General features: G+C 67.7%; 13 protein-coding genes. 4 read left to right on the forward strand and 9 right to left on the reverse strand.

The window, feature by feature from the left end; translation table 11 throughout:
- Position 1 precedes the first annotated feature (1 nt).
- The 4 genes from A3M1_RS0107770 to A3M1_RS0107785 form a co-directional block, all read right to left on the reverse strand.
- A complete protein-coding gene (locus A3M1_RS0107770) occupies positions 2 to 544 on the reverse strand; it encodes an MSMEG_0567/Sll0786 family nitrogen starvation N-acetyltransferase (RefSeq protein ID WP_026221207.1) in 543 nt (180 codons plus the stop codon).
- Complete coding sequence (locus tag A3M1_RS0107775; RefSeq protein WP_018388395.1) at positions 541 to 1,713, reverse strand: MSMEG_0568 family radical SAM protein; 1,173 nt, start codon at positions 1,711 to 1,713, stop codon at positions 541 to 543. The genes A3M1_RS0107770 and A3M1_RS0107775 overlap by 4 nt, the downstream gene beginning before the upstream one ends.
- Positions 1,631 to 2,722, reverse strand: a complete 1,092-nt coding sequence (locus A3M1_RS0107780) for a Nit6803 family nitrilase (RefSeq protein ID WP_018388396.1) — start codon at positions 2,720 to 2,722, stop codon at positions 1,631 to 1,633. The genes A3M1_RS0107775 and A3M1_RS0107780 overlap by 83 nt, the downstream gene beginning before the upstream one ends.
- 81 nt (positions 2,723 to 2,803) lie before the next feature.
- Positions 2,804 to 3,286 (reverse strand): MSMEG_0572/Sll0783 family nitrogen starvation response protein, encoded by a 483-nt coding sequence (locus tag A3M1_RS0107785; protein WP_018388397.1) that lies wholly within the window; start codon positions 3,284 to 3,286, stop codon positions 2,804 to 2,806.
- A gap of 465 nt (positions 3,287 to 3,751) precedes the next feature.
- Between A3M1_RS0107785 and A3M1_RS0107790 the strand changes: the two genes are divergently transcribed.
- Positions 3,752 to 5,137, forward strand: a complete 1,386-nt coding sequence (locus A3M1_RS0107790; RefSeq protein ID WP_018388398.1) for a PLP-dependent aminotransferase family protein — start codon at positions 3,752 to 3,754, stop codon at positions 5,135 to 5,137.
- A 327-nt stretch (positions 5,138 to 5,464) separates the two neighbouring features.
- On the opposite strand, the gene A3M1_RS0107795 is transcribed toward A3M1_RS0107790, so the two are convergent.
- Positions 5,465 to 6,517 (reverse strand): low specificity L-threonine aldolase, encoded by a 1,053-nt coding sequence (locus A3M1_RS0107795; RefSeq protein WP_018388399.1) that lies wholly within the window; start codon positions 6,515 to 6,517, stop codon positions 5,465 to 5,467.
- 154 nt (positions 6,518 to 6,671) lie between these two features.
- Between A3M1_RS0107795 and A3M1_RS0107800 the strand changes: the two genes are divergently transcribed.
- Positions 6,672 to 8,249 carry a bifunctional aminoglycoside phosphotransferase/ATP-binding protein gene (locus A3M1_RS0107800; RefSeq protein WP_018388400.1) on the forward strand — a complete coding sequence of 526 codons (1,578 nt, stop codon included), beginning with the start codon at positions 6,672 to 6,674 and terminating at the stop codon, positions 8,247 to 8,249.
- A 39-nt stretch (positions 8,250 to 8,288) separates the two neighbouring features.
- On the opposite strand, the gene A3M1_RS0107805 is transcribed toward A3M1_RS0107800, so the two are convergent.
- The 3 genes from A3M1_RS0107805 to rutR all read right to left on the reverse strand — a co-directional run bounded on the left by A3M1_RS0107805 (position 8,289) and on the right by rutR (position 10,701).
- Positions 8,289 to 9,041, reverse strand: a complete 753-nt coding sequence (locus A3M1_RS0107805) for a bifunctional 2-polyprenyl-6-hydroxyphenol methylase/3-demethylubiquinol 3-O-methyltransferase UbiG (RefSeq protein WP_245261607.1) — start codon at positions 9,039 to 9,041, stop codon at positions 8,289 to 8,291.
- A gap of 227 nt (positions 9,042 to 9,268) precedes the next feature.
- Positions 9,269 to 9,916 (reverse strand): DsbA family protein, encoded by a 648-nt coding sequence (locus tag A3M1_RS0107810; protein WP_018388402.1) that lies wholly within the window; start codon positions 9,914 to 9,916, stop codon positions 9,269 to 9,271.
- 53 nt (positions 9,917 to 9,969) lie between these two features.
- Positions 9,970 to 10,701 (reverse strand): HTH-type transcriptional regulator RutR, encoded by a 732-nt coding sequence (rutR, locus tag A3M1_RS0107815; RefSeq protein ID WP_018388403.1) that lies wholly within the window; start codon positions 10,699 to 10,701, stop codon positions 9,970 to 9,972.
- A 167-nt stretch (positions 10,702 to 10,868) separates the two neighbouring features.
- Here rutR and A3M1_RS0107820 point away from each other — a divergent pair, with 167 nt between their 5' ends.
- Both A3M1_RS0107820 and A3M1_RS0107825 read left to right on the forward strand, forming a co-directional pair.
- Positions 10,869 to 11,348: a cytochrome b gene (locus A3M1_RS0107820; protein ID WP_018388404.1), complete on the forward strand. Its 480-nt coding sequence runs from the start codon at positions 10,869 to 10,871 to the stop codon at positions 11,346 to 11,348.
- A 9-nt stretch (positions 11,349 to 11,357) separates the two neighbouring features.
- Positions 11,358 to 12,356 carry an esterase-like activity of phytase family protein gene (locus tag A3M1_RS0107825; protein WP_018388405.1) on the forward strand — a complete coding sequence of 333 codons (999 nt, stop codon included), beginning with the start codon at positions 11,358 to 11,360 and terminating at the stop codon, positions 12,354 to 12,356.
- Between the two features lie 472 nt (positions 12,357 to 12,828).
- On the opposite strand, the gene A3M1_RS0107835 is transcribed toward A3M1_RS0107825, so the two are convergent.
- A complete protein-coding gene (locus tag A3M1_RS0107835; protein WP_018388407.1) occupies positions 12,829 to 13,455 on the reverse strand; it encodes a queuosine precursor transporter in 627 nt (208 codons plus the stop codon).
- Position 13,456: the final 1 nt, after the last annotated feature.

Raw genomic sequence — 13,456 nt, forward strand, 5'->3', positions numbered from 1 at the left:
GTCACGCCGCCCGTCTGGGCTGGGCGTGGAAGCCGGTTTCGGCGTCGAGGATCGGCGGGTAATGCGCAAGGTCGGCCTGCATCAGCACATGCGGCCGGCCGTGCAGTTCCTTCTCCTCCACCATTTTCCAGTGCAGGCGACGGAACAGCAGCGCGTTCTGCGCCTGCACATGGGCGAGAAACCGGGTGCAGCCGCGCGCATGAGCCGAGGAGACGGCGAGGCGGATCAGCGCCGCGCCCAGCGCGCCGACCTTTCGATAATCCTCCGCCACGGCGAGGCGCGAGCCCCACCACAGGCCCGGCTCGGCCTCATGGATGCGGACCGTGCCGACCACATCATCGGCCAGCAGCCCGAGCAGCGAGACGGCCACAATAGGAATGGCGATGTCGTCGATACAATCGCGGTCGTCGCCGGCGAACAGGCCCTGCTCGTCGCAGAACACCTCGTGACGCAGGCGCGCGGCGCCGCGCTTCTCCCAGGTCTGGGTGGCGAACTTCACCTGGAAATCGGCAGCGCGAAAGGGGCGGAAGGTGCCGTACATCATGCGCAGCCCCCGTGCTGCCTGTCCCCCTGCCGCAGCTCTTCCCGACCAAGGGCCTGCCGCTCATAGGTGGAGAGCGCCGAGCAGGCGCCGCATTTGGCGCAGCCGGCGTTAACGTCAATGGATTTCAGCCCGGTGGCCAGCAGCATCCCCGAGAGTGGGCCGAGGATGGCGTTCATGAAGGCGGGCGTGGGCGTCGGGTGGCTTTCCAGCGGCGTGCCTGAAATCGGCACGAAGGGCACCACGAAGGGATAGACGCCCATGCGGGTGAGCCGGTCGCACACAGAGAGGATGTCCTCTCGGCTGTCGCCGAGCCCGGCGAGGATATAGGTCGACACCTGCCCACGCCCGAACACCGGCACGGCGGCGGCGAAGGCCTCGAAATAACGCTCGACCGACACCTGCGCCTTGCCGGGCATGATCTGGTGTCGCACCTCTTCGGTGCAGGCTTCCAGATGCATGCCGAGCGCGTCGGCGCCGGCCTCAAACATGCGGGCGAACCACGCATCGTCATCGGGCGGCTCGCACTGCACCTGGATCGGCAGGTTCACCGCCGCCTTCACCGCCGCCGCGCTCTCGGTGAGCAGCGCCGCGCCGCGGTCCTTGCCCGGCGGGGTGCCCGTGGTCATCACCATGTGCTTCACGCCATCGAGTTCCACGGCAGCCTTGGCGACTTCGGCGAGCTGGGCGGGGGTCTTGCGCTCGATGGTGCGGCCGGCGGCGAGCGACTGGCCGATGGCGCAGAACTGGCAGGTCTTGGTGCGGCTCTGGTAGCGGATGCAGCTTTGCAGCACCGTGGTCGCCAGCACGTCGCGCCCATGCAGCACGGCGATCTTGGAATAGGGAATGCCATCCGCCGTGGTGAGGCCGTAGAATTTCGGCTGCAGCGGAAACGACACCTCGCCCAGCACAAGCCCGTCGCGGCTGATGCGGCTGCGGCCATAGGCGTCCGGCTTTTCCACCAGATAGGGGCTCTCGAAGGCCGGCGCGGTGTGGACGGGAACCATCACCGTCATGCCGTCCAGCGTCATCGCCTTGTGGTCGGAAGGCCCGGCCCCGCCCCGGCGCGAATCCGCGCCGGCGCGGGGATCAACCAGCCGCACCCCGTAGGACTGCAATTCGTTGATCAGCTGCTGCGTCGGCAGCGGCGTGAGTTCGCTGGCGAGATCCATCGGCTTCATCGGAAACGCTCCCTGTCTGGACGGGGAAAGGGGCCCCGGCAGCGGTGTGGACGGGCACGGCCGGGCGTGTGTCGTGGTGGAGGCTGAGCAGTTCCGGCCGGGCGTAATGGCCGACCGAATCCATCATCCGCTTGCGCTTGGTGATGAGCGCCATGTCGAGATCGGCGATCAGGATGCCCTCGCCTGTGGTGAGCGGGGGCACGACATGGCTGCCCTCGGGCGAGATGATCGCGCTCATGCAGCCGCCGGTGAGCGCCTTGCGCAGCCGCTCGTCGGGGGAGATGCGGGCGATTTGTTCGTCGGTGAGCCAGCCGGTGGCGTTGACGACGAAGCAGCCCGATTCCAGCGCGTGGTGGCGGATCGTCACCTCGATCTGCTCGGCGAAGATCGGCCCGACCAGCGAGCCGGGGAACTGGGCGACGTGGATTTCCTCGTGCTGGGTCATCAGCGCGTAGCGGGCCAGCGGGTTGTAATGCTCCCAGCAGGCCAGCGCGCCGACGCGGCCGACGGCGGTGTCGACGACCTTGAGCCCGGCGCCATCGCCCTGGCCCCAGATCATCCGCTCATGGAAGGTGGGGGTGATCTTGCGGCGCTTCAGCTTGAGCGAGCCATCGGCGTCGAAGATCAGCTGCGCATTGTAGAGCGAGCCATGGTCGCGCTCGTTCACCCCCAGCACCACGACGACGCCGAGCCGGCGGGCGCTGGCGCTCACCGCCTCCGTCACCGGGCCGGGGACAAGCACGGCGTGTTCGTAAAGCCGCAGATGCTCCGCCCCGGTCAGTACGGGCGGCAGGACGAAGGAGAAATAGGGGTACCAGGGCAGGAAGGTTTCGGGGAACACGACAAGCTGCGCCCCCTTGCCCGCCGCCTCTTCCAGCGCGGCGAGCACGCGGGTGAGCGTGCCCTCCAGGCTGTCGAGCGAGGGCGCGATCTGCACCGCGGCGACGCGCACGATGCGCTTTTCGGCGCTGGGTCTTTCGGCACTTTTCATCTCGGCCATGGCGGCCTCCTCCGGCCTCGGGCGTCATCCCGGACGGCGGCCCTGCCGCCGATCCGGGATCGCTCGGTCAGTGAAAAGCCGTCACAACGTCCAGGTATCGAGGATGAAGGCGTTCTCGCGCCGGTGGAGCAGCACGATGTCGAGCACATCCAGCGGACTGATCGGCACGATGCCGGGGATCAGCGCGCCCTCGCCATGGCCGTACAGCGCCTGCAGGGCGAAGCGGCAGGCATAGACCTTACCGCCATCGTTCAGGATCTTCTCGATGCGGTTGTTGAAGTTGAGATGGCCGGGAAACGCCTCGTCGCCGAGCTTGGGAAAGCCGCGCTGCACGCCGAGCGTGACGCCGGGGCCATAGAGCAGCACCGAGGTCTCGAAGCCCTTCTGGATCAGGCGCGAGGCCTGCAGCAGGTTCACCAGGCCGATCGAGCCCTCGAAGGCGACGGTGTGGAAGGTGACGAGCGCCTTCTCGCCGGGGGCGGCCTTTACGTCCTCGAACTTCTTGTCCTCATAATCGACGAGCACGTCGCCCTTGGCATGGGCCGGCACGGTGATGGTGGCCATGTCGCTCTCCTTGGCTGCTGCAATGGGCCGGCGGGGGCCGGCCATGGGCTGCAATCGGGCCGGCTCTGCGCCGGGTACGCCAGGTGAATTGCAATCAATGTGCCAATTGACAGAATGCAAAAAGAATCATCAAAACAATCAAATTACATACAATATTACATTCAATCACACGTGATGCGTGAAGGCGGCAGTGGCGAGAAAGCGGGCGGACGCTTAGAGAACTGGCGGGACACTGCCCGCTTCCTGCGCAGGCGCTGGCGTCGGGTCCGGTACCGCGCTTACGCAGCAAGTTGTGGACCAAGGGTGACAGACCACCTCTGCAACATTATACAGTCAATTAGGGCGAGGTAGGATGGAGACCGTCATCCCGGCCGAGCGCCGCGAGAGCCGGGATCGCACTCCGCTCTGGCAGACAATTCCGAATCGGCCTGACGGCTGTCCGGGATAAGACAGGTGACGAGACGCATGGCCGACTGGATTCCCGACCTCGCCCGCTCCGACAAGCCGCGCTACCTCGCCATTGCCGACCTGATCGGCGAGGACATCCGCGCCGGGCGGCTTTCCATCGGCGACCGGCTGCCGCCGCAGCGCAAGCTCGCGGCCAAGCTCGACATCGATTTCACCACCGTGGCGCGCGGCTATGTCGAGGCGCAGAAGCGCGGCCTCGTCGAATCCCGCGTCGGCCAGGGCACCTTCGTGACCGGCGCGCCGCGCCCGAAGACCCGCGCGACCACCGCACCCAAGCCCGGCACGGTCGATCTCTCGATGAACCTGCCGCCCGAGCCGGACGACCCGGCGCTGATCGAGCGCATGCAGGAAGGGCTGGCCGAGGTGGCGCGCGATCTCGTCGCCCTGCTGCGCTACCAGGGTTTTGGCGGCACGGCGGCGGACAAGGACGCGGCGTCCGCCTGGCTCGGCCGGCGGGCGCTGGTGCCGGCGCAGGAGCGCATTTTCGTCACCCCGGGCGCCCACCCCGCTTTGCTCGGCATTTTCGGCCTTCTGGCCCGGCCGGGCGATGTGATCCTGTGCGAGGCGATCACCTATCCCGGCGTGCGCGCCATCGCCGCTCAGCTCGGCATCAAGCTTCACGGCCTGCCGATGGACCTTGACGGCATCGACCCCGACGCTTTCGCACAGGCCTGCCGCGAGATGAGCCCGAAGGCGCTCTATCTCAACCCGACGCTGCAGAACCCCACCACACTCACCATTCCCGAGGAGCGGCGCGAGGCGATCGCCAAGGTGGCGCGGCGCTTCGGCGTGCCGATCGTCGAGGATGACGCCTATGGCTTCGTGCCGCCGCACGGCCCGCCGCCGCTCGCTGCCATCGCGCCAGACCTGACCTGGCACATTGCCGGGCTGGCCAAATGCATCGGCGCCGGCCTGCGCGCCGCCTATGTCGTCGCGCCCGAGGCCCGCGCGGGCTACCCCTTCGCCAGCGCCCTGCGCACCGCCAATGTGATGGCCTCGCCGCTCACCACCGCGCTGGCGACGCGCTGGATCGAGGACGGCACCGCCGACACGCTGCTGCGCTTCATCCGCGCGGAGACGGCCGCTCGGCAGGCGCTGGCGAGCGAGATCCTGCCCAAGGGCAGCTTCCGCGCCGACCCGCTGAGCTTCAATCTCTGGATCGAGCTGCCCGCGCCCTGGACCCGCTCGGCCTTTGTCGGTCACATGCGTTCCACCGGCATCGGCGTGGTGGCAAGCGACGCCTTCACCGTCGCCGGCCCGGCGATCGAGGCGGTGCGGGTGTGCCTCGGCGGCCCGGCGAGCCGGGCGCAGATCCGCTCGGCGCTGGATTTCATGGCGCACGCGCTGGAGGAATCGCCCGAGGTGGTGTCGGCTGTGATGTGAGGATGTTACGCGATCCGTCATCCCGGACGGCCACAGGCCGCATTCCCACCGATCGCCGTCATGGCCGGGCTTGACCCGGTCCTCCACGCCTTAACTGCCGCCGGATAGCGGAAGTCGTGGATCCCCGGGTCAAGCCTGGGGATGACGGGGTGCAGTGTGGGAATGACTCTTCCCGTGCCCTCGCCTGCGTCCTTCGAGTCCCGGCCGATGGCCGGGCACCTCAGGATGACGAATGTCGGTACAGGGGCCCGTCATGCTGAGGTGCCGGCCGACAGGCCTGCCTCGAAGCACGCACGCGCCTCACGCAAGCGCACCCCGGCGCGCCCCTCACGCCAGCGCCCGCGCCGCCTCAATGAGCCGGTCGACATCGCTCTCGGAGGTGGCGAACGAGGTGACGAGACGCACCACGCCGGCGCCCCAGCGGTCCGTATAGAAACGGAAGCCCTGCGCCAGCAGGCCCTCGCACATCGGGGCGGGCAGGCGAACGAACAGCATGTTGGCCTCCACCACGCCCTGAATCTCCACCCCGGCAATGCCGGCGAGCCCCGCGGAAAGCCGCGCCGCCATGGCATTGGCGTGGCGGGCATTGGCGAGCCAGAGGTCGCCGTCGAGATAGGCGTCCATCTGCGCCGCGAGAAACCGCATCTTGGAGGCGAGGTGGCCGCCGCGCTTGCGGCGGAAGGCGAGTTCCCCCGCCCGCGCCGGATCGAACAGCACGATCGCCTCCACCCCCAGCGCGCCGTTCTTGGTGGCGCCAAAGGAGAGGATGTCGACCCCGGCTTTCCAGGTCATGTCGGCGGGCGATGCGCCCAGCGCCGCCACCGCATTGGCGAAGCGCGAACCGTCCATATGCAGCGGCAGGCCGGCGTCGCGGCACACCGCGCCGAGGGCGGCGGTCTCTTCCACCGAATAGAGCGTGCCAAGTTCCGTGGCCTGGGTGATGGAGACGCAGGAAGGCTGCACGCAATGCACATCGCCCCGGTTGCGGCGGGCGGCGTCGGCGAGAGCGACGGGATCGATCTTCGCGTTCGCACCCGGCACATGCACAAGCTTGGCGCCACCGGTGAAGAATTCCGGCGCGCCGCATTCGTCATTCTCGATATGGCTGTCGGCATGGCACAGCACCGCGCCCCAGGGCGGGGTGAGCACGCTCAAAGCCAGCGCATTGGCGGCGGTGCCGGTCGAGACCAGCAGCACCGAAACCTCGCGCTCGAACAGGGCGGAGAGCCGCGCGGTGACGCGGGCGGAGATCTCGTCAGCGCCATAGGAGGGCATCGGCCCTTCATTGGCGGCGGCAAGCGCGGCCAGAATGGCCGGGGAGATGCCGGCGACATTGTCGCTGCCGAAGCCGGGCGGGCGGGAGGCGGGGGTCTCGGTCACGGCGTGTCCTGCGGCGAAGGGAATGGGGGCTCACATATGGGCCTTCACCGGGGAGGAAACCGGCGCCGGGGCACTTGTCAATCGCCCGGGGAGGACGTTCCCTGCGTCAGTTGCCGGATAGCGCGGACCGGGCGGGCGGGCTTAGATAACCAGCATGAGTGCCAATGACCATGTCGTCGCCGACCAGGAGGCGGTGTTCGCCCTGCTCGCCGACCCCGCCACCCATGGGGTGGAGGCCCCCGTCGCCCGCATCGACACCCATGGCGCGGCGGTGTTTCTCGCCGGCGCCGATGTCTACAAGGTCAAGCGCGCCGTGCGGTTTTCCTTCATGGATTTCTCCACGCTGGACAAGCGCCGGCAGGCCTGCGCCCGCGAGCTGGAACTGAACCGCGCCACCGCCCCCGCGCTCTATCTCGGGCTCACCCCCATCGTCCGGCGCGGCGGCGCGCTGCATCTGGGCGGCGAGGGCGAGGTGGTGGAATGGGCGGTGCATATGGCCCGTTTCGACGAAACCGCCACGCTCGACCATGTTCTCGCCCGCGGGGGCGAGACAGGCGCGGGCGAGAAAGGCGAGAGGCTTGCGCCGCCCCTGATCGCCGCGCTGGCGCAGGCGGTGGCGGCCGCGCATGAGCGCGCGCCTGTGATCACCGGCAGCTCCGGCCGGGAGTTGCGGGCGGTGGCGCGCAACGTCGTCGCCGGGCTGCGCGAGGCGCCCGACCTGCTGCCCCCGGGCCGGGTCTCGGCGCTGGAGGCCGGCTTCCTTGAAGCCTTCGACCGGGTGGAGCCGCTGCTGGCGCGCCGCGCGGCGGCGGGCGAGGTGCGGCGCTGCCATGGCGATTTGCATCTGCGCAACATCGCGCTCATCGACGGCGCGCCGGTGCTGTTCGACGCGCTGGAATTCGACGAGGCGCTGGCCAGCATCGACCGGCTCTACGACCTCGCTTTCCTTCTCATGGACATCGCTCTGCGCGGGCACGGCGTCGCCGCCAATCTGCTGCTCAACCGCTACCTCATCGCCTGCGGCGCGGCGCCGCCCTATGACGGGCTGGCGGCGCTGCCGCTGTTCCTCGCTTTGCGCGCGGCGATACGGGCGCAGGTGGGCGCGGCGGCGGCGGCTTTTCGCGATCCCGCCGGCCGGGCGCAGGCGGGCGAGGAGGCACGGGCCTATCTCGCCTTCGCCGAGGAGGCGCTGGCGCCGCGCCCGGTGAAGCTGGTGGCAGTGGGCGGGCTGTCCGGCTCCGGCAAAAGCACGCTCGCCGCCGCGCTGGCGCCGCATCTGGGGCCGCTGCCCGGCGCGGTGCATCTGCGCTCGGATGTCGAGCGCAAGCGCCTCCACGGCACGCCCGAACTGGAACGCCTGCCGCAGGAAGCCTATTCGATGGAGGCGACGCAGCAGGTCTATGCCACGCTCAGGGCGCGGGCGGAGGCGATTCTCGCCGCCGGCCATGGCGTCATCGTCGACGCCGTGCACCAGCGCCCGGATGAGCGCGCCGAGATCGCGGCGCTGGCGCATGAAGGCGGGGTGGATTTTATCGGCCTGTGGCTGGAGGCGCCTGTCGAGGCGCTGGCCGGCCGGGTGGCGGCGCGGCGCGGCGACGCTTCCGACGCCACGGCGGAGGTGGTGCGCTGGCAGGCCGGGCGCGAGGCCGGCCCGCTCGACTGGGCGCGGCTGGATTCGACGCAAACACCTGAGCAACTGCTCGCCCAGGCGCGGACGCTGGTCGAGGGCTGACGCTCCCTCCTCGCGCCTGTTGCCGGCCGATGCGGGAGCTTAGGCCGGGCGCCTCAGGATGAGAGTCTGGCCCCTGCGGAAGGGCGGTATGACCCCCACGATGGCCGAGAAGAGCGCGCGCTTTATGGATCGGCGCGCGGCACCGGCCACGCCGAAATATTCGAGGTAATGATGCGCGCAGACCTCGAAGCCGACAATGCGGGCGATTTCGATCAGTTCATTCTTCGTATATTCGCGAAAATGTCCCGGATTGGTGTTGTCGATCCGGATGCGTTCGGTCGGGCTGAGGCCAAAGAACGATTTGATACGCCGATTGAGCGAGGCGGCATTGGGCGTCTGCAGGATCATGATCCCTCCCGGGTTCATGACGCTGCGGAGGGCGAACATCGTCAGTTCGGGGGCCGTGTAAAGATGCTCGACCACTTCCGCGAAGACGACAAGGTCGAATTTTTCGTCGCAGGGAATCTCTTCGAGCGACTGGGCGTTGTTGAGGTCATAGACGATATGCCCACGAATTCCGGCCAGACGGGGATCACCCACTGACCCCCCTCCGGCATCGAGCGCGAATCCCATCGTCGTGACGTTTTTGTATTTCTGAAGCAGCATTCCCGACAGAACACTGCGCCCTATATCCAGAACATTACATTCCGGATTTGGGCAATATTTCAGACAGAATGAAATAACACAATCAAACCTCTTCTTATGATAGTCGTAATATTCATCTTGAGTTTGACTTTCACTTGAATTCGATCGAGACAATTTGTCGAGATAGGCTGCACCGCCTTCAATCATCTATTTTCTCGCCCAAATTATCATAAAAAGAACGGCCGCTCTTAAGGGAGAAGCGTGGAATGCGAACAGGCCCGGCCTTTCCGGACCGCAGGTGACGAGCGATTTACCTGTCCGGTTGCAGCCATCCCTGCTGCAGCTTTGCCGAATATCGGCGCAATCAGGACAAAACTGTCATGAGAACGGCTGCAGGACGGTATGGTATTGAAAGACCGTCCAACCGGCAACCATCAACGTTCCGCCGCCCGCGCGCGGGCGTCATCGACCACGTCCTTGAAGCCCTGATAGTCGAGCGCGGCGGCGACCTTGAACGGGCCGACCAGATAGACCGGCGTGCCCGGCAGGCCGAGCGCCTCGGCCTGCTCATTGGTGCGCTTGAGCAGGGCGCCGATGTCGCCGGCATGCGCCTTGAGGTCCTTGGCGAGCTTCGCCCGGTCGATGCCGGCCTTGGCCAGCGCGTCGCTCATGCGCTCGGTGGTCAGCTTGCCCGACAGGTTCATCAGCGTCTTGTGGGCGAGGACATAGTGGCCCTGGTAGTTCGCGGCCAAGGCGAGCTGGGCGGCGACCACGGAGGATTCCGCCAGGATCGGCCAGTCCTTGTAGACGAGGCGGATCTTGCCATCCTCGGTCACCAGCCGCTCCAGCTCCGGCAGCGACTTGCGGCAATAGCCGCAATTATAGTCGAAGAAGGCGACGATGGTGACGTCGCCCTTGGGGTTGCCGAAGGTCGGGGTCTGCGGGTCGTGCAGCAGGGCGTCGACATCGAGCGGCTTGGCCGCGCCGGCCGGCGGGGACACATCAGGTGTCGCCGCCAGCAGCGGCAGGCACGCGCCGAACAGGGCGCCGGCGGCGGTGAGGAGCAGCGCGCGGCGCTTCATCGGAACGTCCTTTTACCTGTGCCGCGCCCGGATCGGGGCGCCTCCGGCACGTTTCACCGTGGGCGCAGCCCATCGAGGATGAGGCGCTGCACGTTGCGCGTAGCCTCTTCGACAAAGGCCTCCTCGTCCAGCCCCCTGCCGAGCAGCGCGTCGATCTGCACCGCGAAGTCGGCATAATGCTGCGTCGTCGCCCACAGGGCGAAGATGAGGTGATGCGGGTCGATCGGCGCCAACTTGCCCGCCGCCACCCAGCCGGCGATCACCTCGGTCTTGGCGTCCACCAGCTGCTTCAGCGCGGTCTCCAGCTCCCCGCGCAGCAGGGGCGCGCCCTGCACCACCTCCAGGCAGAACAGCCGCGAGGCTTCCGGGTGGGTGCGGGAGAAGCGGATCTTGCGGCTGATATAGGCGCGGATGCCCTCGACCGGGTCGGTTTCCACCTCAAGCGCGCGCAGCGGGTCCAGCCACTGGTCGAGAAGCCGGCTCAGCACGCCGACATAGACCTCTTCCTTCGAGGCGAAATAATAGAACAGATTGGTCTTCGACACGGCGGCGGTGCGGGCGATCTGCTCCACCGTGGTGCCGTGCAGGCCGTAGCGTGAGAACAGCGACAGGCCGGCGTCGAGGATGGCGGTGCGCTTCTCGGCGATGCGGCGCAGGCGATGCGGCGTCTTGGTGCGCGGGCTCTCGGGGCGCGCACCGGCCGGGTCCGCCGCCAGCGCGGCGCGCGCGGCTGCCGGCCGTGCCGTGCGGCGGGGCGGAGAAACGGTGGAACGCGCGACTGTCAACAAAAGCTCCCGCCTTGACCCGTGCCCTGACATGGCACGGAAAGGAAAGCCGCCGCAATATGCCGGGCGCCGCCGCGTCGATTCGGCTGGCGGCGCGCCCCGGCGCAAACCGGCAAAAGAGAAGCTGAGCAAGACCACCTTCGAGCGACACGCGAGAGAGATCGACCATGGCCGCGACCTATGACCGGACCTCCCGCCTGCTGCATTGGCTGGTGGCCGCCCTTGTGCTGGTGCAGTTCGCCACGGGCTGGAGCTGGGGCTATTTCCCGCGCGGCTCGGGGCCGCGCTTCTATCTGTTCAACACCCATATCTATGCCGGCTACCTCATCCTGGCGCTGGCGATGGCGCGCATCGCCTGGCGGCTGCGCCACCCCGCGCCGCCCTTGCCCCCCGGCATGGGCCGGCCGGCCGAGATCGCGGCGCGGGCGACGCATGGAATGCTCTATCTGCTCATTCTGCTGCAGCCGATCCTCGGCGCGGTGACGATCACCGCCTTCGGCAAGGCGCTGGGCTGGACCGGCGCGGTGCATGTGGCGCTGGCCTATGTCATCGCCGCCATCGTGATGGCGCATGTGGCGGCGGCGCTGTGGCACCATTTCGTGCGGCGGGACGGGCTGATCCTGCGCATGCTGCCGGCCCGGCGCTGAGGGCAGGCCATGCAAAGCGCCCTGCGCCGCCTGCTGCCGCTGCTCGCCGCCGCTCTCCTGCTGACGCTGGCGCCAGCGCGGGCGCCGGCCCAGCCGATCACCATCACCGCCATGCCAATCGAACGCCTCGACGCCAGCGGCGCGGTGCGCTTCGGCCCGCTGGAGTTTCGCGGCGGGCTGGTGCTGTCCTCCACCTCCTCGACCTTTGGCGGCGTGTCCGGCCTTGTGCTGGATGCCAAGGGCGAGGAATTCCTCGCCGTCACCGACAAGGGCTGGTGGCTGAGCGGGCGCATCGCCAGCGAGGGCGACCGTCCGGTAGGCATCCGCAATGCCCGGATGGCGCCGATGATGGCCGACAATGGCAAGGCCCTGTCCGAACAGGGACGCGGCGACGTCGAATCGCTGGTCCGCGTGCCCTCGGGCGTTCTCGTCGGTATCGAGGGCGCGCAGGAGGTCTGGCTGTTTCCGGGGCCCGAGCCGCTGCGGGCCTTTGGCGCCAAGCTGATTTCCGACCCGGCCTTGGCGCGGCTCGGCGGCAATCAGGGCCCGGAAACGCTGCTGGCCCCGCCCGGCGGGGTGCCGGCGGCGGTGATCGTCATCGCCGAGGAAAGCCCGGACGATCCGGCCGCCCTGCCCGGCTTCCTGTTCGGCCCGCTCGGCAAGCCCAAGCCGCTTGGGCGCTTCACCGTGGCGCGCAGCGACGAGTTCGCCGCCACCGATGCCGCGCTGGCCGATGATGGCACCGTGTATCTGCTGGAGCGCCGCTTCGACTATCTGCGCGGCGTCGCCCTGCGGCTGAGGCGCTTTCCGCTCAGCGCGATCACGCCGGGGGCGGTGATCACCGGCGAAGTGCTGCTGACCGCCAACCGGCTGGCCGCGATCGACAATATGGAAGGCCTCGCCCTGCACCGCAACGCGGCGGGCGAGCTGATCCTGACCCTCATTTCCGACGACAATTTCTCCCCGCTCCAGCGCACGCTGCTGCTGCGCTTCGCGCTGGTCGAGTGAGAGGGCTAACCGATGCGCGTAACTGCAGTAGGTGCTACCTTCCCCACAGAGATATCGGTGGGGGGGGCGGATATGCGGCGAAGGGTTGGAGCAGCTCTGTTGATTTGCCTGGGCATCTTAGGGCCCGCCCACGCAGCGGAAGATCCCGCCATCAAATGGTGTGACGGCACGGTCGTGGGATTGATTTCAACTCCAGCGACGTATCGATTCGTCGGCGGCATAGTCGACGGGTCCAGGGTGACTATAGCGTTCGACGCTCAGAATATGTTCGGAGCGCTGATACGTCAGGCGGCGACTTGCGAGTTCCGCGTATCGGCTGATGCGATATCCATCGGCGCTGTTCGTTTCGGGTCTAACTATGCTGGTTACGAGTACGTCGCAACCGCCAGTAAAATTGCCGCGATAGAGCGCCACATCGGAGAACTAAAGCCCAACCAAACTGCCCTGAAGTTCTAATCTTATCGAAAGCGCTTCAGCGCGCGGCGGTGTCGGCCGGGGCACCGGTCCAGGGCTTGAGCCAGCCCATCAGCGCGCCATAGGGGATGAGCGCGAGCAGCGCGAAGCCGAACTTCACCAGGAAGTCGAAATAGGCCAGCCCCATCCACAGCGGCACGGTGATGCCGGTGGAGGCATAGGTGACGGGGAAGGACATGTCGGCATCGCCGGCAAAGGCGAGCGAGAAGAACAGCGCCGTGTCGATGGCCGAGCCGAACAGGCTGCCGGCCAGCGGCGCCTGCCACCAGCTCATCCGCCGCAGGCGATTGAACACGCCGATATCCAGCAGCTGCCCGAACAGGAAGGCCGTGCCGGAAGCCAGCGCGATGCGCGGCGTCGCCAGCCAGATCGACAGCAGCACCGCCAGGGCGAAACCGGCATAGACCACGCGCCGCGCCCCGGCAGGGCCGAAGCGGCGATTGGTCAGATCATTGACCAGAAAGGCCAGCGGATAGGTAAAGGCGCCCCAGGTCAGGAAATCCTGCAGGCCAAATTGCTCGACCGGATGCTGGACAAGCACGTTCGAGGCCGCAACCACCGCCATCATGGCGATGACGGGAAGTGAGAGCCTCTTGAACGGGATCTTGGTGCCGGCGGTCGTCATC

Source organism: Ancylobacter sp. FA202, assembly GCF_000380205.1.
Taxonomy (GTDB): Bacteria; Pseudomonadota; Alphaproteobacteria; order Rhizobiales; family Xanthobacteraceae; genus Ancylobacter.

What these genes read in the sequence shown, in the direction of transcription:
- A3M1_RS0107770 (WP_026221207.1), bottom strand. Translation starts at nt 544, where the DNA reads ATGATGTACGGCACCTTCCGCCCCTTTCGCGCTGCCGATTTCCAGGTG.
- A3M1_RS0107775 (WP_018388395.1), bottom strand. Translation starts at nt 1,713, where the DNA reads ATGGATCTCGCCAGCGAACTCACGCCGCTGCCGACGCAGCAGCTGATC.
- A3M1_RS0107780 (WP_018388396.1), bottom strand. Translation starts at nt 2,722, where the DNA reads ATGGCCGAGATGAAAAGTGCCGAAAGACCCAGCGCCGAAAAGCGCATC.
- A3M1_RS0107785 (WP_018388397.1), bottom strand. Translation starts at nt 3,286, where the DNA reads ATGGCCACCATCACCGTGCCGGCCCATGCCAAGGGCGACGTGCTCGTC.
- A3M1_RS0107790 (WP_018388398.1), top strand. Translation starts at nt 3,752, where the DNA reads ATGGCCGACTGGATTCCCGACCTCGCCCGCTCCGACAAGCCGCGCTAC.
- A3M1_RS0107800 (WP_018388400.1), top strand. Translation starts at nt 6,672, where the DNA reads ATGAGTGCCAATGACCATGTCGTCGCCGACCAGGAGGCGGTGTTCGCC.
- A3M1_RS0107805 (WP_245261607.1), bottom strand. Translation starts at nt 9,041, where the DNA reads ATGATTGAAGGCGGTGCAGCCTATCTCGACAAATTGTCTCGATCGAAT.
- A3M1_RS0107810 (WP_018388402.1), bottom strand. Translation starts at nt 9,916, where the DNA reads ATGAAGCGCCGCGCGCTGCTCCTCACCGCCGCCGGCGCCCTGTTCGGC.
- A3M1_RS0107820 (WP_018388404.1), top strand. Translation starts at nt 10,869, where the DNA reads ATGGCCGCGACCTATGACCGGACCTCCCGCCTGCTGCATTGGCTGGTG.
- A3M1_RS0107825 (WP_018388405.1), top strand. Translation starts at nt 11,358, where the DNA reads ATGCAAAGCGCCCTGCGCCGCCTGCTGCCGCTGCTCGCCGCCGCTCTC.
- A3M1_RS0107835 (WP_018388407.1), bottom strand. Translation starts at nt 13,455, where the DNA reads ATGACGACCGCCGGCACCAAGATCCCGTTCAAGAGGCTCTCACTTCCC.